This window comes from Xanthomonas sp. NCPPB 1754 (assembly GCF_041475725.2).
GTDB lineage: Bacteria > Pseudomonadota > Gammaproteobacteria > Xanthomonadales > Xanthomonadaceae > Xanthomonas > Xanthomonas euvesicatoria.
The window spans coordinates 3,660,813-3,680,998 of the sequence record NZ_CM192982.1 but is presented as its reverse complement, the minus strand read 5'-3'; the positions used below and the strand labels follow the sequence as shown (position 1 = coordinate 3,680,998).

Genomic DNA, 20,186 nt, shown 5'->3' with positions numbered 1-20,186 from the left:
GGGAGAGCGATCGCAGGCGCCATCACGCGGCCCGGATCTAGATACGAACGTTGAACGCTATGAACGCGCAGCCCCTCCCAGGGTCCTCAGCGCTAATCATGTGAATATTTTAGACCCCCGGCCGCCCTTTGTCCGTGACGGAATAGGAACCAGCGTTCCAACCTGCACGTTCGGCACACCGGAAACATGCGGATTTTGAACGCCTTGCAGCGTGCGGTGCGTTGCCCGCAAACCTCAGTTGGTCTGCGCTTGTGCTGAGCGCGCCCGCGATTGAAGGGCAGAGCGTTGCGGCGCGCGTGGTGTTGCGTATTGCTGCCGCGTCGATCGCAACTGCACACTGTCGACTTCCGACGTTTTTTCCACTGCAAGCAGGGGCGCATGGTCAGGGGGGCGCAGTTGCTTAGTGTGTTGGCATCGGGCAGCCAATCGCTGTGGAAACCGCAGACTTCAGGCTGATGGCGGCCATGTCGTCCTCTGACTGTTGGGACCTTGTCCCCCTTGAAGGAGGACAAGGTCCCGGTAGGGGAAGGGGCGTCGCTCTATACCTCAGAGAGCGCCTGCAGATAGCGCTGGCGCCAGTGGTTGATATTGTTCTTGCGCAGATGGTCCATCATTGCGTGCCAGCGTTCGATGCGACTTGCCAACGGCATGCTTGCCGCTGTGGCGATCGCGTCGGCCACGCCGTCCAGATCGTGCGGGTTGACCAGCAGCGCTTCCTTCATTTCATCGGCTGCACCTGCAAACAGCGACAACACCAGCACGCCCGGGTCTGCCGGGTCCTGCGCGGCCACGAATTCCTTGGCAACCAGGTTCATGCCATCGCGCAGTGGCGTGACCAGACACACCGAGGCCGCACGATAGAAGCCTGTCAGCGTGGCATGGCTGAAGTTCTGGTTGACGTAGCGCAGCGGCGTCCAGTCCGGCTCTGCATGTCCGCCATTGATGTGGCCAGCGATCTGTTCGAGCTGGCTGCGCAATTGACGGTATTCGGTGACATCGCCGCGCGAGACCGGTGCAATTTGCAGATAGGTCAGGCTGCCGGATTGATCCGGATACCGCTCCAGGTAACGCTCGAAGCCCTGAAAGCGCTCCGGCAACCCCTTGGAATAATCCAGGCGGTCCACGCCGATGGCCAACTGTCGGCCACGCAGGCTTTCGCGCAGATCACGCACCGCCTGCTTGCCGGCAGAGGCCTTGGCCTGGTGGGCAATCAGGTCGGTATCGATCCCGATCGGGAACGAAGAGGCGGTGAAGCGGCGTCCGCCCGGGCCTTCCACCAGATCGCCCTCCAGAATGCGGCCACCGCCGAACAGGCGCACATAGGCCTTGAAACGTTCGGCATCGCGCTGGGTCTGGAAGCCGACCAGGTCGTACGCGTAGAAGGTACTGAACAGGCGCGCGTGATCGGGCATGGCCTGCACCAGATCGGCCGACGGCATCGGCACGTGCAGGAAGAAGCCCATCTTGCAGCCCACGCCCAGCTCGCGCAGCATCGCGCCGAGCGGAATCATGTGGTAATCGTGGATCCACAGCGTGTCGCTGTCTTTCAGCAGCGGCGCGAGTTTCTCGGCAAACAGCCGGTTGACGCGCATATAGCCTTCGCGGGTGGCGCGATCGTAATCGACCAGGTCCAGGCGGAAGTGCAGCAAAGGCCACAGCGTGCGATTGGCGAAGCCGTTGTAGTACGAATCGATATCGCGCTTGTTGAGGTCCATGGTGACGAAGGTGATGTCGCCTTCGGTCTGCTCGTGCATGCCGCCGCTGTCGCCGCGCACGGTCTTGCCGCTCCAGCCGAACCACATGCCGCCGCGTTCCTTGAGCGCCGCCAACAGGCCAACCGCCAGGCCACCGGCGCGGGTTTCGCCGGGCACCGCAACGCGGTTGGATACCACCACCAAACGACTCATGACGCCTCCTGCCAGCTCCGCGACAAGCGCATCGCTGCGATGATCAAGCCAACATGCGAATAGGTCTGAGGGAAATTGCCCCAGGCTTCGCCGTCCTCGAACGATAGATCTTCCGACAGCAAGCCCAGGTGATTGCGGCGCGAAAGGATGCGCTCGAACAATTCACGCGCCTCGTCCTTGCGCCCGATCGCAGCCAGTGCATCGATGTACCAGAAGGTGCAGATGGTGAAGCTGGTTTCCGGCTCACCGAAGTCATCCGGTGCGATGTAGCGGTATAGCGCATCGCCGTGCTTGAGCACGCGACCGACCGCCTCGACCGTGCGCACGAAGCGGCTGTCGTCGTTGGCGACGATGCCGATATCGGCCAGCAACAGCAACGATGCATCGAGCCGGTGGCCGCCGAGGGTGTCGGTGAAATGGCCGCGCTCCTCGCTCCAGGCCTCGCTCAACACGCGTTCGCGGATGCTGTCGGCACGTTCGCGCCAGTAGCTGCTGCGCTCGGGCAGCACCAGCCGGTCGGCGATCTTGGACAGGCGATCGCAGGCCGCCCAGCACATTGCCGCGGTGTAGGTATGCACTTCGGCACGGCCGCGAAATTCCCACAGGCCGGCATCGGGCACGTTATGCAACGCATAGGCGCGCTCGCCCAGCGGTTCAAGCCGGCGGAAGGTGTCGGCATCGCCTTGATCCTTCAGGCGCAGGTCGAAGAACAGCTGTGTGGACGCCAGCACCACGCTGCCATAGACATCGTGCTGCTGCTGGATCCACGCCAGGTTGCCGCGCCGCACCGGGCCCATGCCGCGGTAGCCGGCCATGGTATCGACTTCGTGTTCTTCCAGTTGCGATTCGAAGCCGATGCCGTACAGCGGCTGCATGGTGCCGTCGGTAGTGGCGATATTGAAGATGTAGCCGATGAACTGCTCCATCGTGCGGGTCGCGCCGAGCCGGTTGAGCGCACGCACCACGAAGGCGGCGTCGCGCAGCCAGCAATAGCGGTAGTCCCAGTTGCGCGGCGTGTTGGGCGCTTCCGGAATCGAGGTGGTCATCGCCGCGATGATCGCGCCGCTGTCTTCGTACTGGCACAACTTCAGCGTGATTGCGCTGCGAATCACCGCTTCCTGCCAGTCCAGCGGAATGGACAGGTAGCGCACCCATTCGCGCCAGTATTCTTCGGTGCGTTCCTGCGCTTCCTGCACGTAACCGGTGAGCGAGCGGGTCAGCGATTCGTCCACGCCCAGCACCAGGCTCACCGGATGGCTGAGCACGAACGGCAAGCCGTCGCGTACAAAGCGCACCGGCACATCGGTGGTCAGGCGCAGGGTGAATTCCGGCAACACCCAACGGATGTGATTGCTGCCCCAGGTGGTGTCCGGCGTGCGGCCGCCCCAGTCGACCAGCGGGCGGGCGCGCACGATGATGCGCGGGTTGCCGCTCAGTGGCCGGATCTGGCGGATGATGCTCACAGGTCGATAGAAGCGTCCGTTGTTGCGCCAGCGCGGCGCGAAGTCGATGACTTCCAGCTCGCCACCGTGGCTATCGCGCAACACTGTGCGCAGCACGGCGGTATTGGGCAGGTAGTGCTGCTCGCTGCTGGCGAAATCTTCCAGTTCCACGGCAAAGTCGCCGCCTTCGGTCTTGGGCGAAAGCAGCGTGCAAAAGGCCGGGTCGCCGTCGAATGCCGGCAGGCAACTCCACACCACACGTGCCTGCCGATCGACCAATGCACCGAAACTGCAGTTGCCGATGACGCCCAGATCCAGGTTTGGCTCGGTCATGGAGTGCAAACGATCCTGTTGAAGTGAATGAGAGAAGGTGCGCTGTGCTCAGCGGCTGCGTGCGTTGCGTTGCAACCACGCGTGTACGTCGGCGGTGCCACCGACGCGAAAGCGCGCGCTGGTCTGTGCGCGATCGCCGACCAGCACGCTCCAGCCACCGAGCCGGTTGGCGGCGTCGAAGCCGAATTCGTCGGTGAGATCGTCGCCGACGAACACTGGGGTGCGGCCGGCGAAGGTGCCGTGCTGCATCAGCTGCTCGACCGCCAGACCCTTGTTGCTGCCTTCGGGCACGAATTCCACCACGTGGTCGCCTGGCTGCAGGCGATAACCGGAAAGCTGTGCGATTTCCTGCTGCGCGAAGGCGAGCACCTCGGGGCCGGCCTGCGGCCGGGCGCGCCAGTGCAGTGCCACGCTGACGCCCTTGTCTTCGACCAGCACGCCTGGATGCTGGTGCGTCAGCGCCGCGGCACGTTGATGCAGGCCGTGCAGCCACTCGGACGTGTCTTGCGGCATTGCCGCGCGTGCCGCGAGATCGCTACGCAGTTGGTGCCCGTGCAGACCGGCGGCCGGCAGCAGCAATGGCGCGAACAGGGCGTCCAGCTGGGCAAGCGGCCGGCCGCTGACCAGCGCAACGGCGCCGTTGAGACGCTCGCTCAGCAGGCCGATGGCCTCGCGCACTTCGGGCAATAGCTGCACCGCCTCGGGGCGGTCGGCAAAGTCGATGAGGGTGCCGTCCACGTCCAGAAACAATGCACAGGCATCGTCCAGCAATGGCGGCGACGGTAGGGGGGAATGCGCGTCTGCCATTGCGCTAGTGTGCGCAATGGGGTGTGAGATTCAGGTTATGGAACGGCCGGGATTTGGGAGTCGGGATTGGGGATTCGCACGAAGTACGATGTTTGCCAATCCCGAATCCCGAATCAGAAGCTGTACCGCACCCGCCCATACCAATACGCGCCGTTGCTGCCGATCGGCGAGAGCACGTCGTAGGGCAGGTTGCCGAAGTAGGCGATGTCGTCGATGGAACGGTCCGAGTAGTTGTCCAGGATGTTCTGCCCGCCGATGGCCAGCGTCCATTGCGTGCCCAGGTGGTATTCGGCTTCCAGGTCCAGTTGCCACTCGGTGCCGTAGGTCTGGCGCGGCACGAAGCCGCCACCGAAATCGAACACGCGCGTGGCGCTGCCGTAGCGGTTGACGCGGGTCTGCAGGTTCCAGTGCTCGTTGCTCCAGTTGGCGGCAAGCGAGGCGCGGGTGCGCGGTGCGGCGTCGGTGAGCGTGTTGCTTTCTTCCACGCCGAACAGCACGTACTCCGGGTTCAACGCGAGCAACTGGGCCGGGGTGGCGATGATGTTTTCCAACTCGGTCTTGGCGTAGCTGTAGGTGCCGGTCAGCAGCAGGTCGCCGCCGAAGGCGTACTGACGCCAGTTGGCGACCAGCTCGGCGCCGCGGGTGCGGGTATCGGCGGCGTTGAGGAAATAGCTGGCGCTCTGCACGCCGGTGACGCCGTAGTTCTGCTGCACGAAGCTGGTCAGCGCATCGCCGGTGATGTCTTCGGACAGCGCAATGCGGTCGTCGATATCGATCTGGAAAAAGTCCAGCGACACGTCGAAGTGATCGCCCAGCTTGCTGGTGAAGCCCAGGCTGTAATTGACCGACTTTTCCGGCTTCAGATCGGTGGCGCCCAGTCCGCGCGCGATGGGGTTGTTGACCGACAGCAGGCGACCCTGGGTCAGGCGGCCGGCGGCGTCGTAACCGGTGGAAGTGGCTTCATAGCCGATCTGGCTGAGCGAAGGCGCACGCACGTTGTTGGAGATGGCGCCACGCAGCGCAAAGGCCGGTGCGAATGCGTAGCGTGCGGCCAGTTTGCCGGTCCACTGGCTGCCGAAATCCTGGTAATGCTCGTAGCGGCCAGCCAGGTCGGTGGAGAACTTGTCGCCGAACTGGCTGGAGACGTTGGCGTAGGCGCTGGCCACGTTGCGCGACAGGTCGGCTTCGTCCTGCGGGGTGAGCCCGCCGCCGGCCTGCGAGCCGGTGGGACGATCGGTGAACGGGCCGGCCGCGTAGCTGGCCGGATCGCCGGCGTGGGTGCGGTACTGCTCGCGGCGGAACTCGGCGCCGGTGCCGAAGGTATGGGTGGCGCCGGCGGCATCGAACACGCGGGTCAGGTCGAAATTGCCCACCGTCTGCGCGAAGGCGAAATCACCGGTCTTGAAGCGTGTGGGGCTGCCGGGTCCCAGCGATGCATTGAGCGAGTTGCGTAGCCGGTAGGTGAAGTCGTTGCGGCCGTAGTTGACGCTGGCGTCGTAATCCCAGCTGCCCCATTGCCCGCGCGCACCGGCCACGAGTTGCAGGTCGCGATTCTCGCCTTCGGAGATCGGGCGGTAGCCATTGGGGTAGATCTCGCGCCAGTTGGCGCTGCCGTCCGGGTAACGGAAGTAATTGGCGCCTTCGGTATCGCGCTGGTTGTAGGTGCCGAAGGCGTAGAACTCGCCGCTGGCGCTGAACGGCACCTTGGTGTTGAGCCAGGCATTCAGGCCCTTGGTGGCGCCATCGCCGAGCACGTAATTGCGCTGGCCCCGCAGCGCCAGACTGGCCGGGGTCTGTTCTTCGAACGAGGGAATCTGGTCGAAGCCGGCGCGGTTGGTCGCCTCGCGGTTCTTCAGCTCCACGCCGACCTTGAAGAAGCCGCCGTCGTCGCCCAGCAGCGTGCCCACCTTTGCGCTGGCATAGCTGGTCTGGCCGTCGGTGACGCGGCGGTCGATCGGCTTCACGTCGGTGTTGTAGGCGCCGAAGCTGGCTTCCAGTTCGCCGCGCTCGGGGTTGTCGTCCAGGATCACGTTGATGACGCCGGCAATCGCATCCGAGCCGTATTGCGCGCCGGCCCCGTCGCGCAGCACTTCGATGCGCTTGATCGCGTTGATCGGGATGGAATTGAAATCCACCGGCGTGGTGCCCTTGCCGATCTTGCTGTCGGTGTTGACCAGCGCCGAGGTATGGCGGCGCTTGCCGTTGACCAGCACCAGCACCTGGTCGGGCGAGAGCCCGCGCAGCTGCGCGGCGCGGATATGGTCGGCGCCGCCGGAGTTGGACTGACGCGGGAAATTGAAGGAAGGCAGCAGCGCCTGCAGGGCGCTGCCCAACTCGCCGTTGACCACGCCGGCCTTGCGGATGTCTTCGGCGGTGAGCACGTCCACCGGCACGGTGGATTCCAGCACGGTGCGGTCGCTGGCACGGGTGCCGGTGACGATCACGGTGTCCAGGGTGGTGGCACCGGCATCGGCCTGCTGGGCTTGCGCGTTGGCGCTGAGCACGGCGGCGATGGCCAGGCCAATCACCGAAAGGGTGGGGCGGGTCATGCTGTTCTCTCTCCTGCAACTGCAACGCGCCGCGCGGTCGGCATCCGGCCGGGCTGGGGCGCAAGGGGGCGGATCGTCCACATTCATCCGGATGGAAAGATATTATCGCGTTGTTCAGGGCGGCGCGAGATGGCACAGTGCGTGCGCGCCGGCATGAGCTGATATCGGCCTTGCATGAGCCTGCCCCAAGTGCCCCCCAGACCTGTTGTGGAGAAGTCGATGAAGTTGCTGCCGTCTTGCCTGCTTGCCGCCATGCTGGCGTTGACCGCTTGCGCCACCACGCCCGGCACCGTGCCGACCGCGACCACTGCCAGCCTGCAGGGCGATGCAGCGCGGCCGGCGGCGGCACGGGGTTGGGTGCGCAGCGAGTTGTATTTCGGCGTGGGCGAAGAATCCGGCCCGGCCGACCGCCCGCAGACCCGCACCATCGACGAAACCCAATGGCGCGCGTTTCTGGACAAGGAAGTGACCCCGCGCTTTCCCGATGGTCTGACCGTGTTCGACGCCTACGGTCAATGGCTGTTCCGCGGCGCAAAGGAGCCGAACCGGCTGGGCACCAAGGTGCTGGTGATCCTGCACGAGGACACCCCGCAACGGCGCAACGACATCGAAGCGATCCGGCTGGCCTGGAAGCAGGCCACCGGGCACCAGTCGGTGCTGTGGTCGCGGCAGCCGGTGGAGGTGTCGTTCTGAGTCGGCTGGCCGGCTTGCGCACCGACAGGTCCGTGCAGTTGCCGACCGCCACGCTCGCCAGCGTCGATCGGCGTATGTCGCGCGTCTTCATGCATTGGCGGGCATCGCGTGCGCAGCCGGCGAGCGAGTGTCTGCGCACCGCGTCGAGCCAGCTGCGCATGCGCCTTGGCATCTTGCATTTGTCGCCCGTCCGCGCCGCCCGCGCACTGTGGGTTGCGATGGCAGGCGGGCTGGCGTTCGGCGCTGCGGCAGACGACACAAGCCTTCGTCTGACGCTGGATGCGCAGACCCGTGCGACCGCCACCTTGGTCGGCCAGCGCCTGCATGTGGTGCTGTCTCCCGGCGATGCCGAACAGTGGTTCGACGCGAATGTGGACGATGGCGAAGGCGGCGTGCAGCTGCGCAGCGACGACTACAACTTCGACGGGCGCCCGGATCTTGCGGTGTCGGCGATGCTGGGTCAGGTCAACGAGGCGGTCTGGGTCTTTGTGTTCGATCCTGCACAGCGCCGCTTTCATGCGCTCGCTGCGCCGACGCGCCCGGCGGTGCAGTGCGAGGGATTCTTCAATCTGGTTGCCGATCAACAGCAGCGCAGCCTGACCAGTTCCTGCCGCGGTGGGCCGATGTGGTATGCGGATGTCTACCGCTACGACGCTGGCGGGCGGTTGTACGTTTGGCGGACGCAGCAGCGGATCGAGTCGCCGCAGATCCAGGCGTTGCTGGATTCGGGAAGCGAGGATGGCATGCCGCTGTCGGTGTGGCCGATGTACGACCCGCGCGGCGTCAAGGTGGCAAGCGAAATCGGTACCACGCTCGAGGAACCGATGCCAGTGCAACTGCACGTACAGGTGAGGCGTTTGCCGCTGTACGCCACGCCGACGGCCACCGTCACCAAACGCTATCTGGTGCGCGGCGATCAGGCCGATGCGCTGGACGTCAGCGCCGATGGTGCGCGGCTGCAGGTGCGTTATCGCAGCGCCGGCCGCAGCGACAGCGTGGGCTGGATCGAGGTGGATGCGGCGATGCAGTAGCGGGCGATGGCGCCGGGCTGCCTGCTCACGGACAGCCCGACGGCCCCTGGCCACGACACGCTCTGATCCACCGCGCCGCTGTCGTCCCCGCAATGCAGCGGCTACCATCGGTCGATCCCCACGCTTCTCTGGTTCTCATGTCGGCTCCCTCTTCGCGTCCTGCGGCTGCGCCGCGCTGGTTCGTCGCTGGCGATCTCAATGGTTTCTTCGGCCTGGTGGTCGACAACCTGTCCATCCTTGGCTTCATCGCGATGGCCCTGGTCGGCATCTTCCAGTTCCCGGCCGACGTCGTGTTCCAGCGCATGTTCCCCGGCACCGCGTTTGGCGTGCTGGTGGGCAACCTGCTGTACACCCTGATGGCGCGGCGGCTGGCCGCACGCACCGGACGCGACGACGTCACTGCCATGCCGCTGGGCCTGGATGCGCCCACCAGCATCGGCATGGCGCTGCTGGTGCTCGGCCCGGCATTTGCCGGCTTCAAAGCGCAAGGGCTGGATCCGCAGGCCGCCGCGATCGCCACCTGGAAACTGGGCATGGCCGCGTTGGTGGTGATGGGCCTGCTCAAGCTTGTGCTGTCCTTCGCAGGCGAAGCGGTGACGCGCGCGCTGCCGCGGGCGGCCCTGCTCGGTTCCATTGCCGGTATCGCGCTGGTGCTGATGGGCTTGCTGCCATTGCTGGAAACGCTCCGTTCGCCGGTGGCCGGCTTCGTTACCTTGGGCCTGCTGCTGTATGTGCTGCTCGCCAAGGGCCGCCTGCCGACCAAATTGCCCGGCGTGCTGGTGGCGTTCGTGATCGGCACCGCGTTGTATTACGGGCTTGGCCTGGCGGGATTGGGTGCCCCCGGCTTCGCCTTGCCGGCGTGGAATCCGCCGCAGATCGTGCTGCCGCTGCCGACGCTGGGCTTTATCGACGGCCTGCCGGCCACGGTGGCGTACCTGCCGTTGCTGCTGCCGTTCGGCTTGTTGATGGTGGTGGGCGGCATCAACGTCAGCGAGAGCGCGCGCGCGGCCGGCGACGATTACCGCACCCGCGACATCCTGCTGGTGGAAGCCTTGGCCACGCTGGTGGCCGGCGTCTGCGGCGGCGTTGCGCAGACCACGCCCTACATCGGCCAGCCCGCGTACAAGCACATGGGCGCGCGCTCCGGTTACACGCTGCTGACCGGGGTGTTCATCGGGATCGGCGGCATGCTTGGCGTGATCAGCGGCTTGGTGCAGTGGCTGCCGCTGGCCGTGCTGGCGCCAATCATCGTGTATGTCTCCATCGACATTACCACCCAGGCATTCCAGGCCACGCCCAGGCAGCATGCCGGTGCGATGGTGCTGGGCTTTCTGCCGTCGGTCGCGTACCTGCTGACGATCAAGGCGCCGGGCTGGATTGCACCGGAGCAGCTGGTCGCGCTGACCACCAAGGTCGACGGCCACGGGTTGCCGGAGCTGGCAGTGATCTTCGCGCTGGGCAATGGCTTCATCATCACCGCGATGCTGTGGATCGCCACGGTGGCGGCGATGATCGACGGCCGCTTGCGACGCGGCGCGGCGTTCCTGCTGGTAGCTGCCGGGCTGACCCTGTTCGGCCTGATCCACTCGGTGGACCCGCGCGGCGGCATCTACCTGCCGTGGTCGCTGCAAGGCCTGGCGCGGGTGATCAGCTGGCAGTTCGTCGGTGCCTATGTGGCGCTGGCGGCGACGCTGCTGCTGCTGTCGCTGCTGCCGGCGCGCAAGGAGGCGTTGCAGTGACTTATCGGATGCGTGTCGTGCAGAGCATTGTGGCTGGCGCTTTGGTGCTGAGCGCTGGCGCCGCATGGTCGGCGTCGTTCGACTGCAAGCAGGCGGGCACGCCGGTGGAAAAGCGGCTGTGCGCGGTGCCGGCGCTCGGCCAGCTGGACGATCAGCTGGATGAGGCCTACCGCGGCGTGCTGGACACCACACCGCGCGCCTCGCTCACCGCAGTGCGCGATCAGCAACGCGCCTGGTTGCGCCAGCGCAATGCCTGCGCGCAGGACGCCAAGGTAGATGCCTGCCTGCAACGCAGCTTGAAGACAAGGGTCGATGCGCTGGGCAAGACACTCGACGCCCAGCAGCAAACGCTGGACCGCATCATCGCCAGCATCCCGAAAACGCCAGCGAACGCTGCGCGCCAGTTGCAGGGCTACGACGCGCCGCTGGCATCGGCATGGCTGGCGTATCTGCATGACTTCGTGCCTGCCGCTGGCGTGGATGCGGCGTTGGCGAGCGCGCGTTTTGAAAGCGCACGCAAGGCGTTGCGCAAGACCGACGATTTCGCAGCGTCCTTGCTCGACGATGTGGAAGGCGCGCCCGCCATGCAACAGCAACAGCGTGTGCTGACCTTGTTGCGCATGTGGATCGAGCGCGAAGATCGTTCCGAGCGGCCGTATGTGCATTGCTTCATCTTCGCTGCAGTGGGCGAGCCGGCTTATGAGGCGTTCGGCCCGCTCTATGGTTCGACACGCGACAGTTTCGCGCCGATCTGCGAGCCGCCCGGTGGGCTGTTCGCGCGACCGAGCTGGAAACAGCTGGATGACGGATTCGCAGGACTGATCGAAGCCTTGAGCAAGGACGCAGGCACCATTCGCTATGCCAGCTACGCCGAGTGGCAGATCATCGCGCTCCGGGCTGCCGTGTCGCCGGCACTGTATCTGCAGCCGGAGTTGCGCAAGCGCTACGGCAACGATCCGGAGCAGGCGATTGCTGCGTGGTCCGGCGACGACAGCGACTGGCCGGCAGCCGAGCGCAACGCTGCGCGCGCGCTGTTGCCGAAGGTGCGCGCAGAAACGGCCGCCTGGCTGGTAAGCGAAAAGCACATGCCGGCCAGGCAGGCCGAACAGGTTGCCGCTGCAATTGTCGCGGCTTGGGTGAACGCGCGATTGGATTTCGCCGGCTAAGCGGCGTGGATCGCGCAGCGAAGCTTCTGCCTCTCCGCTGCAGGGCCCTTGCCCGCCCACCATCGCAGGACACGCTGCAAGTACGTCTCTGTGGCTCCTTGGCGGCATTCATGCCGCCAAGAATCCCGCGACGGTGAGACAGCCGGCGAGCCGGGCGCTGCGTTTCCCATGGTTGCGAGCGTAGTGCGTCACGTCCAGCGTCAAGCGGCTCAACGAGCGACACCGTAAATCGATGGAACCACCGCAGCATCCCACGGTCACACACTGGATGCTGTCGATGTCAGGAGTTCCACGATGCAAAGCAAATCCTCGCGCTGGCCGTGGTTGTTGGCGGTCCCCTTGATCGCTGGCGCCGCGTGGTGGCTGTTCAGCGGCCCGCCCGATCCGCAGGGCACCTTGCCTGCACCCATCAGCCGTACCGCCAGTGCCGTGGCCGCTGCGGTCAGCCCACAGCCGACGCCGGCCAGTGGCGAGCCGCGTCATCCGGTGCCGGCAGCATCGGCCGACGCTGCCGACGCTGCCGATGCTGCGATTCCTGCGTTGGCGCAAAGCGACGATGCCGCGTGGCAAGCGCTGCTGGCGTTGGTGCAGGACGATGACGCGCTGTCGATCGTATTGCGCAAGCACCTGATCGAACGCGTGGTGGTGATGATCGACAACCTCACCCAACCCAGCATCAGCCGCCGTGCCTTGGTGCTGCAGCCGGTGCCTGGCGAGTTGCAGGTGGCCGGCGCAGGCGATCATCCGGTGCTCGATCAGGCCAATGCGGCCCGCTATGCACCTTACGTGGCCGCATTCACCAGCGTGGATGCGCAGGCCATGGCGCGCGGCTATGTGCGCTTCTATCCGCTGTTTCAGCAGGCGTACGCGGATCTGGGCGCGCCGGATCGTTACTTCAACGACCGCGTCATCGATGTGATCGACCACTTGCTGCGCACGCCTGAGCCGACGCAGCCGATCGGCGTGCAACGCGACGACCGTGGCCGCTACCGCTTCGTCGACCCATCGCTGGAATCGCTGTCGGTGGGGCAGAAGGCACTGCTGCGCCTGGGGCCGACGCAAGCGGCTGCAGTCAAGGCGCAACTGCAGCGGATTCGCACGGCCTTGCTGCAGGGGCGCTGAGGCCGCTGGCTTCCCGCTACCGGAGAGCGAACGCCGCATGTCAGGCGACCTGCGGCCTTCGCACCTGGGTGCGTACGTACACGACGTAACGCTGCACGCGTCGCTCAGGGTCAGGTGGCGTGGTTGCGTGATCGATCGCGGCAATCAGCACCGCGGGCCGCGCCGCACCCTCATGCGGCGCCAGCCTGTTGCGACCGGCCGCAGCGCCCTCGCCGCCGCTGCCTATGCCGCATCCAGCTCCGGGTAATGGCGGAAGATGCCGTTGGTATTGAAGGCCACACGTCGTTCGGACGCCAGATAGGCCGCAACGCGCGGCCGTTGCGCCACGTGCCGCTGCAGCGCCCTCAGTCCTGGCAAGTTTTTTGCCAACCTCGCCATGCGTTTGGGGAACATGTACTCCAGGCCACTGACCAACTGGAACAACGATAGATCCACGTACGAATGCGTGCCGAGCACGTGCGTGCCGCCAGCCTGTTGCAGGACCTGCTCGAAATAGCCCAGGAATTTGGGCAGGCGGTTTTCACGCAGGTCCTGCGCACGCCTGGCCGCTTCGGCTTGTTGGTCTTCGTAATACAGGCCGGTTGCGATCGGGTGGTGCGTATCGTGCACCTCGGCCACCAGATCGGCGATGGTCAGCTGCAATTGCAGCGCCTGTAGCCGCTGTGGTTCCGAATCGGGCACCAATTGCAGCTGTGGCCCGATGAAGTGCAGGATCGCCGCGACCTGCGCCACCACCACGTCGCCGGCTTTGAGAAATGGTGGTGCGAACGGCTGCGCGCCCACCTGCTCGCCTTGCAAAAACGCCGTCATGACCTCGTCGCCCTGGATACGTGCGACATCGGTGTAGGCCGCGCCGGCGTCTTCCAGTGCCAGTCGCACGAATTCGCCGCGGCCTTGCAGACCGGTCCAGTAATACAGCTGATAATGCATGCGCCGCTCCGCATGTCGGGCGCTGCAGGGTAGAAAAACGATGGCTAGACGGGCGTGATCGATGCGTCAGCAGGTTGTGACTCCGCACCGTTCGGTTGTGCCTGCAGCCAGGCGAGCTTGCGCGCACGTGGCTGGCGCTTGAGCGCGCACTCCGCGCGCGAAGCGCTGGCGCGGTCCGGGTACCGGTGGCTGGCGAGCAGCTGCACGGGCGGATTAGCGCGCGTGTAACGCGCACCAGTGCCACGCAGATGGGCCTGGAAGCGCCGCTCCAGATCGTTGGTAATGCCGGCGTAATAGCTGCCGTTGCGACATAGCAGCAGGTAGAGGTGCCAGGGCTTGGGAGCATCCATCGGCGCATTATCGCCACTCATGCGCGATTGTGCAGCGTGCATGCATGACAGAGCTTGGTGCATTCGCTACCGCCAACGCACCGGACTGAATAACCACCTAAGCATTGGTTACTAGACGCTTGGGGCGCCGGCAAACAGCATGCCGTATCGCATCGCTCGGTCGAGCTGGTCTTGTTGCCTGCACGCCAGTCGTGCGGCGCCGGGCCGGTCGCGCGCAGGCGCAGCGGGCGCTGGACGCGGTGGGCCTGGGCATGCGCGGCAACGCGTGGCCGTCCGCGCTGTCCGGCGGCCAACGTCAGCCGGTGGCGCCGGCACGTGCATTGGTGCATCGGCCGCGGCTGTTGCTGCTGGACGAACCGCTGGGGGCGCTGGATGCATCGAGCCGTATCGTGATGCAGCAGCTAATCGTGATGCAGCAGCAAATCGTGCGGTTGTGGCGGCAGCACGGGTTTGCGTTGGTGTTGGTCACCCACGACGTGGCCGAGGCGAGCGCGCTGGCCGATCGCATCGTGGTGCTCGATCACGGCAAGGTCGGCCTGGATGTGGCGGGCCCGTGCCGCATCCGCGTGCGCCCGGGCTGCCGGCGCTGGCGACGATCAGGAACAGCTGCTGTCGCGTCTGCTGGGCGCGACACAGGTGCCGGAGCCAGCTGCCCCGAAGGCGCAGGCGCGCCATGCGGCACCCCGCGAGACGACGGCACAGGAAGCCTCGCCGTTGCAACGCATCCCCCAGCTCCGCGCGTGTGGGGCTCAGTTCCTGCGACCATACCGGCCCCTGCGCACCGTTTCACCCACCGCCCAGGGCGACACGCGGCGTCGCTGGCGGGTGCGTCGCCCTGCGAAGCCATCTGCACGTACCCCGCTTCGCCAAGCCCGCCTGGACAGCGCCGGCCTGGCCGCTTCCACTCCAGCGCCGGCAAACCTTGAAACCTCGCTCGCCAACCGCATCTGCACGGTATCGCCGGCGGTGCCGGCCACCTGTTCAGAGGATCTCCCATGCGGATGGACAAGCTCACCTCGCGGTTCCAGCAGGCGCTAGCCGACGCGCAGTCGCTGGCTGTGGGCCGCGACCACAACATCATCGAGCCGGTGCACGTGCTGGCCGCGCTGCTCGACCAGAGCGGCGGCAGCACGCGCCCGCTGCTGTCGCAGGCCGGCGTCAATGTGCCGCTGCTGCGCGAGCGCCTGGGCGAGGCGCTGGACACGCTGCCCAAGGTGTCCGGGCAGGAAGGCAATCTGTCGATCGGCAACGATCTCAATCGCCTGCTCAACCAGACCGACAAGCTCGCCCAGCAACATGGCGACGCGTTCATCGCCAGCGAATGGTTCGTGCTGGCCGCTGCCGACGATGCCAGCCCGCTGGGCGTGGCGTTGCGCGCGGCCGGTGGCGACAAGAAGAAGATCGAAGCGGCCATCGACAAGCTGCGTGGCGGGGAAACCGTGCAGTCTGAAAACGCCGAAGAACAGCGCCAGGCGCTGGAGAAATACACCATCGACCTGACCGCACGCGCCGAGAGCGGCAAGCTCGATCCGGTGATCGGCCGCGACGAGGAAATCCGCCGCACCATCCAGGTGCTGCAACGGCGCACCAAGAACAACCCGGTGCTGATCGGAGAACCCGGCGTGGGCAAGACCGCCATTGTCGAAGGCCTAGCCCAGCGCATCATCAACGGCGAAGTGCCCGAAGGCCTGCGCGGCAAGCGCGTGCTCTCGCTGGACATGGGCGCGTTGATCGCCGGCGCCAAATTCCGCGGCGAATTCGAAGAGCGCCTGAAGGCCGTGCTCAGCGACCTGTCGAAGAACGAGGGCCAGATCATCCTGTTCATCGACGAGCTGCACACCATGGTCGGGGCCGGCAAGGCCGATGGCGCGATGGATGCCGGCAACATGCTCAAGCCGGCGCTGGCACGCGGCGAGCTGCATTGCATCGGCGCCACCACGCTGGACGAATACCGCAAGTACATCGAAAAAGACGCCGCACTGGAGCGCCGTTTCCAGAAAGTGTTCGTGGGCGAGCCGACTGTGGAAGACACCATCGCGATCCTGCGCGGCCTGAAGGAGCGCTACGCGGTGCATCACGGCGTGGAGATCACCGACCCGGCCATCGTGGCCGCGGCCACGCTGTCCAACCGCTACATCACCGACCGCCAGCTGCCGGACAAGGCCATCGACCTAATGGACGAAGCGGCCTCGCGTATCCGCATGGAGATCGACTCCAAGCCCGAAGAACTCGACCGCCTGGAGCGCCGCCTGATCCAGCTCAAGATCCAGCGCGAGATGCTCAAGAAGGAAAAGGACGAGGCCTCGCGGCAGCGCCTGGCCGATCTGGAAAGCGATATCGACAAGCTCGAACGCGAGTTTTCCGACCTCAATGAAGTGTGGAAGTCGGAAAAGGCCGCGCTGCAGGGCACCACCAAGATCAAGGAGCAGATCGAGCACGCAAAGCTGGAACTGGAGGCCGCACAGCGCCGCCAGGACTACGCCAAGATGAGCGAGATCCAGTACGGCGTGCTGCCGCAACTGGAAAAGCAGATGCTGCTGGCCAACGAGGTGGAACACCACGATTTCAAGTTGGTGCAGGACCGCGTGACCGCCGAGGAAATCGCCGAAGTGGTGTCGCGCTGGACCGGCATTCCGGTCAACAAGATGCTCGAAGGCGAGCGCGACAAGTTGTTGCGCATGGAAGACGAATTGCATCATCGCGTGGTCGGTCAGAACGAGGCGATCAAGGTGGTGTCCGATGCGGTGCGCCGCTCGCGTGCCGGCCTGTCCGACCCGAACCGCCCCAGTGGCTCGTTCCTGTTCTTAGGTCCCACCGGCGTGGGCAAGACCGAACTGTGCAAGGCGCTGGCGGATTTCCTGTTCGACAGCACCGAGGCGATGATCCGCATCGACATGAGCGAGTTCATGGAGAAGTATTCGGTCGCACGCCTGATCGGCGCGCCTCCTGGCTATGTGGGCTATGAAGAGGGCGGTTACCTCACCGAGGCCGTGCGTCGTCGTCCGTATTCGCTGATCCTGCTGGACGAAGTGGAAAAGGCGCATCCGGATGTGTTCAACATCCTGCTGCAGGTACTCGACGATGGTCGCCTGACCGATGGCCAGGGCCGCACCGTGGACTTCCGCAATACCGTCATCGTGATGACCTCCAACCTGGGCTCGCACCAGATCCAGGAGCTGTCCGGCGACGATAGTGCCGAGGCGTACACGCAGATGAAGGCCGCGGTGATGGGCGTGGTGCAGGCGCACTTCCGCCCGGAGTTCATCAACCGGCTGGACGACATCGTGGTATTCCATCCGCTGGACAAGGCGCAGATCAAGTCGATTGCGCGCATCCAGTTGCAAGGCCTGGAAAAACGCCTGGCCGAGCGCGGACTCAAGCTGGACCTGGACGATGCGGCGCTGGAGGTGCTGGGTAATGTCGGCTTCGATCCGGTGTACGGCGCGCGCCCGCTCAAACGCGCGATCCAGTCGCAGGTGGAGAACCCGCTGGCGCAGCAGATCCTGTCCGGCCAGTATCTCAGCGGCGAGAGCGTGCGCGTGCGCGCCGACGGCGGGCGGCTGGTGTTTACCAAGGACTGAGCGCGCGGCCCGCACGGCGTAGGAGCGCACCTGGGCGCGATGGCTTTACCGGGGAACGCCCATCGCGCCCAGGTGCGCTCCTACGTCGAGCTGGAACGTGCGTCTGGCCGGTCGCCGCAGATCTCGGCGGCGCAGTGCGCCAATCCTGCTACCATGCGCGCCCCTGAGGTGACTGCCGGTTGGCCGGTGGTTTAAACGGGAATCCGGTGCGCGCGTCGCCTTGGGCCAGGCGCAATTCCGGAGCTGCCCCCGCAACGGTGGGCGAGGTCAGGTGCCGCAACATGCCACTGTGCAGCCGCATGGGAAGGCGCGGCATCGGAAGCACCAGCTTCCACTCGCGAGCCCGGAGACCGGCCTGAGGGATTGACCCGGCACGCGGTGGGCGTGGCCTTGCTCGTCTGACGCTGCGCGCCGGACGCCTGGCCCGTTGCTGCTTGCCGCCCGATTGCCCACGCGCGGGTTGGCGCGGTTCCAGGAGCAGCAGTTGATGTCCCTTTCTTCCGTTTCGCCGCGTCGTGCCGTGCTCGTCGTGGGGCTGTCGCTGTGCGCTGCCACCGCGGCCCAGGCCGAGGCCGCCATCGATCTGGACCAAGTCGTGGTCACCGCCTCGCGCACCGCACAGACCCAGGACCAGGCCCTGGCACCGGTCACGGTGATCGACCGCGCACAGATCGAGCGTCGTCAGGTCAATTCGCTGCAGGACCTGTTGCGCGGCGAAGCGGGCGTGTCGCTGGCCAACAATGGCGGACCCGGCAAGGCGACCTCGCTGTTCCTGCGCGGCACCGAGGCCGACCAGGTGGTGGTGCTGATCGATGGCGTGCGCATCGGCTCGGCGACCGCCGGCGGTGCGGCGCTGCAGGATGTGCCGATCGAGCAGATCGAACGCATCGAAATCGTGCGTGGCCCGTTTTCCAGCCTGTATGGCTCCGAAGCGCTGGGCGGTGTGATCCAGATCTTTACCCGACGCCCGCAAGGCAGTGTCGTGCCGACCTTGAGCGTGGCGGCTGGCAGCGACAACGCGCGCCGCTACGGCGCGGGCATCGCCGGGCGCAGCCCGGGCGATCTGAGCGATGCCGGTGGTTGGTATTCGGTGAACGCCGTGCACGACGAAACCGACGGTATCAACGCGTATCTGGATACCAGCTCCAGCGCCTATGACCCGGACCGCGACGGCTATCGCAACGATTCGTTGAGCGCGCAGGGCGGCTGGCGTTTCAATCGCCAGTGGGATGCCGATGTGCATGCAATGCGCGCGCAGAGCCGCAACGAATACGACGGTTCGGCATTCGGCGGCAATCTGGGCAAGGGCGTGCAGCAGGCCATCGGCGGCCGCGTGCGCTATGCGCCGAGCGAGGCGCTCACGCTCACTGCCAGCGTGGGCGCCAGCGCCGATCTGAGCGATGCGTATTACCAAGGCGCCTACCTGTCGACCTACGACACCCGCCGCAAGCAGGGTGCGTTGCAGGCCGATCTCGACACCGGCCCCGGTCTGCTCACGGTCGGCTTCGATTGGCAGCGCGACGCCATCGCCAGCAGCGACAATTACGATGCCGACAGCCGCATCGACCGCGCCGCATTTGCGCAGTGGCAGCAGACCTTTGGCAGCCAATCGCTGCAGGCCAGCCTGCGCCGCAACGACAACAGCCAGTTCGGCGGCAAGACTACCGGCAGCCTGCTGTGGGGTTGGGATCTGGCCGAGCATCTGCGCTTGACGGCCAGCTACGGCACTGCGTTCAAGGCACCCACCTTCAACGAGTTGTACTACCCCGATTACGGAAACCCGCTGCTCGGGCCGGAAACCTCCAGGAGTGCCGAGCTCGGTCTGCGCGGTCGCTACGATTGGGGCACCTGGACGCTCAGCGCGTTCCAGACCCGTATCGACGATCTCATCGCCTACGACGCGTCGTTGGTGGATGCCACGCACCCGTTCGGGCAGCCGAATAATATCGATCGGGCGCGCATCCGCGGCGTGGAAGCCGGCTACGACACCGCGCTGGCCGGCTGGACCGTGCGCAGCGCGTTGACCTGGCTTGCGCCGCAGGCCGATGGTGAAGTCAATCATGGCAATTGGTTGCCGCGGCGTGCACGCCAGAGCGGGCGTATCGATGCCGACCGCAGCATCGGTGCATTCGGCATTGGCGCGAGCCTGTTCGGTTCGGGTGCTCGCTACGACGATCTGGCCAATACCGATCGGTTGGCCGGCTACGGCTTGCTGGATCTGCGCGTGAGTTATGCAGTGAATGCGGACTGGAAGGTGCAATTTGCCGCCAACAATGTGTTCGACCGCCACTACGAAACCGCACGCTGGTATGCCCAGCCAGGCCGCAATTATCTGCTGACCTTCCGCTACCAACCGGCGCACTGAGAGCAGCCGACGACACGACCGCGCAGCCACCGCATGGTTGCGGGCGGTGCCCGGATCCGCATGGACCAGGCGGATACTGCGTCTGCTCATGCTGTCTGCATGCGCCTGGCGAGTGCGCGCGACATTGTGTTAGCCCGTCCAAGCGCGCCGCCGACACCGGCTGCGCGGTCG

General features: G+C 65.7%; 13 protein-coding genes, 1 pseudogene and 1 riboswitch. Of the genes and pseudogenes, 8 read left to right on the top strand and 6 right to left on the bottom strand.

From position 1 onward, the window contains the following. Positions 1 to 539 precede the first annotated feature (539 nt). From otsA to ACCQ15_RS15945, 4 genes are all read right to left on the bottom strand, one after another. Positions 540 to 1,907, bottom strand: coding sequence for an alpha,alpha-trehalose-phosphate synthase (UDP-forming) (otsA, locus tag ACCQ15_RS15960; RefSeq protein WP_008577799.1), 1,368 nt, complete (start codon positions 1,905 to 1,907; stop codon positions 540 to 542). Then, on the bottom strand, positions 1,904 to 3,682 hold the full coding sequence (locus ACCQ15_RS15955; RefSeq protein WP_372380786.1) for a glycoside hydrolase family 15 protein: 1,779 nt from the start codon (positions 3,680 to 3,682) through the stop codon (positions 1,904 to 1,906). Before ACCQ15_RS15955 ends, otsA begins: the two co-directional genes overlap by 4 nt. Positions 3,683 to 3,730: 48 nt before the next feature. After that, positions 3,731 to 4,489, bottom strand: coding sequence for a trehalose-phosphatase (gene otsB, locus ACCQ15_RS15950; protein ID WP_031423849.1), 759 nt, complete (start codon positions 4,487 to 4,489; stop codon positions 3,731 to 3,733). A gap of 113 nt (positions 4,490 to 4,602) precedes the next feature. Continuing rightward, entirely contained in the window at positions 4,603 to 7,038 is a 2,436-nt protein-coding gene (locus ACCQ15_RS15945; RefSeq protein ID WP_372380785.1) for a TonB-dependent receptor plug domain-containing protein, read from the bottom strand. A gap of 219 nt (positions 7,039 to 7,257) precedes the next feature. Between ACCQ15_RS15945 and ACCQ15_RS15940 the strand changes: the two genes are divergently transcribed. From ACCQ15_RS15940 to ACCQ15_RS15920, 5 genes are all read left to right on the top strand, one after another. Further along, on the top strand, positions 7,258 to 7,731 hold the full coding sequence (locus tag ACCQ15_RS15940) for a DUF3574 domain-containing protein (RefSeq protein ID WP_029820050.1): 474 nt from the start codon (positions 7,258 to 7,260) through the stop codon (positions 7,729 to 7,731). Beyond that, complete coding sequence (locus tag ACCQ15_RS15935) at positions 7,698 to 8,762, top strand: XAC2610-related protein (RefSeq protein WP_372168057.1); 1,065 nt, start codon at positions 7,698 to 7,700, stop codon at positions 8,760 to 8,762. Before ACCQ15_RS15940 ends, ACCQ15_RS15935 begins: the two co-directional genes overlap by 34 nt. A gap of 137 nt (positions 8,763 to 8,899) precedes the next feature. Then, the gene (locus ACCQ15_RS15930; protein ID WP_039416445.1) at positions 8,900 to 10,501 is read left to right on the top strand and encodes a SulP family inorganic anion transporter; all 1,602 of its coding nucleotides are present in this window, start codon (positions 8,900 to 8,902) and stop codon (positions 10,499 to 10,501) included. 8 nt (positions 10,502 to 10,509) lie between these two features. Next, positions 10,510 to 11,667, top strand: a complete 1,158-nt coding sequence (locus ACCQ15_RS15925; protein WP_277574827.1) for a lysozyme inhibitor LprI family protein — start codon at positions 10,510 to 10,512, stop codon at positions 11,665 to 11,667. A 294-nt stretch (positions 11,668 to 11,961) separates the two neighbouring features. Then, positions 11,962 to 12,789: a DUF3014 domain-containing protein gene (locus ACCQ15_RS15920; protein WP_372380784.1), complete on the top strand. Its 828-nt coding sequence runs from the start codon at positions 11,962 to 11,964 to the stop codon at positions 12,787 to 12,789. A 222-nt stretch (positions 12,790 to 13,011) separates the two neighbouring features. On the opposite strand, the gene ACCQ15_RS15915 is transcribed toward ACCQ15_RS15920, so the two are convergent. Together ACCQ15_RS15915 and ACCQ15_RS15910 are read right to left on the bottom strand one after the other, a co-directional pair. Beyond that, entirely contained in the window at positions 13,012 to 13,719 is a 708-nt protein-coding gene (locus ACCQ15_RS15915) for a glutathione S-transferase (RefSeq protein WP_372380783.1), read from the bottom strand. 44 nt (positions 13,720 to 13,763) lie between these two features. Next, complete coding sequence (locus tag ACCQ15_RS15910; RefSeq protein WP_031423835.1) at positions 13,764 to 14,090, bottom strand: GIY-YIG nuclease family protein; 327 nt, start codon at positions 14,088 to 14,090, stop codon at positions 13,764 to 13,766. A gap of 179 nt (positions 14,091 to 14,269) precedes the next feature. Here ACCQ15_RS15910 and ACCQ15_RS15905 point away from each other — a divergent pair. The 3 genes and pseudogenes from ACCQ15_RS15905 to btuB form a co-directional block, all read left to right on the top strand. Further along, a pseudogene (locus tag ACCQ15_RS15905) lies at positions 14,270 to 14,795 on the top strand (ATP-binding cassette domain-containing protein); the annotation flags it as partial. 269 nt (positions 14,796 to 15,064) lie between these two features. After that, complete coding sequence (gene clpB, locus ACCQ15_RS15900) at positions 15,065 to 17,650, top strand: ATP-dependent chaperone ClpB (protein WP_372380782.1); 2,586 nt, start codon at positions 15,065 to 15,067, stop codon at positions 17,648 to 17,650. A gap of 149 nt (positions 17,651 to 17,799) precedes the next feature. Further along, a riboswitch (cobalamin riboswitch) is annotated at positions 17,800 to 18,023 on the top strand. Positions 18,024 to 18,137: 114 nt separating this feature from the next. Beyond that, complete coding sequence (gene btuB / locus ACCQ15_RS15895) at positions 18,138 to 20,015, top strand: TonB-dependent vitamin B12 receptor (RefSeq protein ID WP_277574690.1); 1,878 nt, start codon at positions 18,138 to 18,140, stop codon at positions 20,013 to 20,015. Positions 20,016 to 20,186: the final 171 nt, after the last annotated feature.

Excerpts from the sequence above, each read along its gene's own strand:
- clpB (WP_372380782.1), top strand. The coding sequence starts at position 15,065 with ATGCGGATGGACAAGCTCACCTCGCGGTTCCAGCAGGCGCTAGCCGAC.
- ACCQ15_RS15930 (WP_039416445.1), top strand. The coding sequence starts at position 8,900 with ATGTCGGCTCCCTCTTCGCGTCCTGCGGCTGCGCCGCGCTGGTTCGTC.
- ACCQ15_RS15955 (WP_372380786.1), bottom strand. The coding sequence starts at position 3,682 with ATGACCGAGCCAAACCTGGATCTGGGCGTCATCGGCAACTGCAGTTTC.
- ACCQ15_RS15915 (WP_372380783.1), bottom strand. The coding sequence starts at position 13,719 with ATGCATTATCAGCTGTATTACTGGACCGGTCTGCAAGGCCGCGGCGAA.
- ACCQ15_RS15945 (WP_372380785.1), bottom strand. The coding sequence starts at position 7,038 with ATGACCCGCCCCACCCTTTCGGTGATTGGCCTGGCCATCGCCGCCGTG.
- otsB (WP_031423849.1), bottom strand. The coding sequence starts at position 4,489 with ATGGCAGACGCGCATTCCCCCCTACCGTCGCCGCCATTGCTGGACGAT.
- ACCQ15_RS15910 (WP_031423835.1), bottom strand. The coding sequence starts at position 14,090 with ATGAGTGGCGATAATGCGCCGATGGATGCTCCCAAGCCCTGGCACCTC.
- btuB (WP_277574690.1), top strand. The coding sequence starts at position 18,138 with ATGTCCCTTTCTTCCGTTTCGCCGCGTCGTGCCGTGCTCGTCGTGGGG.
- otsA (WP_008577799.1), bottom strand. The coding sequence starts at position 1,907 with ATGAGTCGTTTGGTGGTGGTATCCAACCGCGTTGCGGTGCCCGGCGAA.
- ACCQ15_RS15940 (WP_029820050.1), top strand. The coding sequence starts at position 7,258 with ATGAAGTTGCTGCCGTCTTGCCTGCTTGCCGCCATGCTGGCGTTGACC.
- ACCQ15_RS15920 (WP_372380784.1), top strand. The coding sequence starts at position 11,962 with ATGCAAAGCAAATCCTCGCGCTGGCCGTGGTTGTTGGCGGTCCCCTTG.
- ACCQ15_RS15925 (WP_277574827.1), top strand. The coding sequence starts at position 10,510 with ATGCGTGTCGTGCAGAGCATTGTGGCTGGCGCTTTGGTGCTGAGCGCT.